The sequence below is a fragment of the Methanosarcina spelaei genome (genome assembly GCF_002287235.1).
Classification (GTDB): domain Archaea; phylum Halobacteriota; class Methanosarcinia; order Methanosarcinales; family Methanosarcinaceae; genus Methanosarcina; species Methanosarcina spelaei.
In genome coordinates this window covers 1-675 of the sequence record NZ_LMVP01000365.1, presented here as the reverse complement: position 1 = coordinate 675, position 675 = coordinate 1, and the positions used below count along the sequence as shown (strand labels likewise).

The 675-nt window shown below is 36.7% G+C and carries 1 protein-coding gene; it reads right to left on the bottom strand.

What is annotated here, in order from left to right; genetic code table 11:
• The coding region (locus ASJ81_RS24500; RefSeq protein WP_141241746.1) for a pentapeptide repeat-containing protein at positions 1 to 103 on the bottom strand (103 nt) is incomplete at its 3' end.
• Between the last annotated feature and the right edge of the window lie 572 nt (positions 104 to 675).

Here is a 675-nt window from a genome sequence, read left to right as displayed (position 1 = left end):
GAAGGTTAGCCCCTTCAAGGTTAGCTCCTTGAAGGTTAGCCTCTATAAGGTTAGCTCCTTGAAGGTTAGCTCCTCTAAGGTATTTTCTCTCTGGAATATCCATTTACAATTATTGGCTTTGAACTAAAATAAGCATTACTATGCCATGAAAATATATTCTGCTCTTCAGGATTTAGTTTAAAAAATTGTGTCTATTTCTAAATCCGGGTCTATAAGAGCTGCAAGAATGAAAGCTACGTTTTACCCTTGATATTGCTCTCCTGCACGGATCTTTCAGTGTGGTATTTTTTCCCAAATATTTCCGACATCTATATTGCAGAATATGAGGCACACACTGCCCTCACTCAGAAAGAAATAGACTATCAAAGAAAACGTACATGAAATTCTTCGAATAACATGCACAAATCAATGAAAGTACTCTACGCCCTCTTTTTTGACTATTAAGCCCTTATTACCTTGGGCAGTAAGGTTGTCCTTATTTTGGTTTTTCAAAACCGTCAGAAAACTAATCAGTGAATTGCCATCGAAGGCTCAAATGTGACTTTGATCACGGATGCTAAATTGGCCTTTTAGGCAATTCGACTGCCCAAATAAATTGGGTGATGTTATATGATTGAAGTCATAAACAAAGCTTGTGGTCTAGACATTCACAAAATCTTTTTCATTGCTACAATT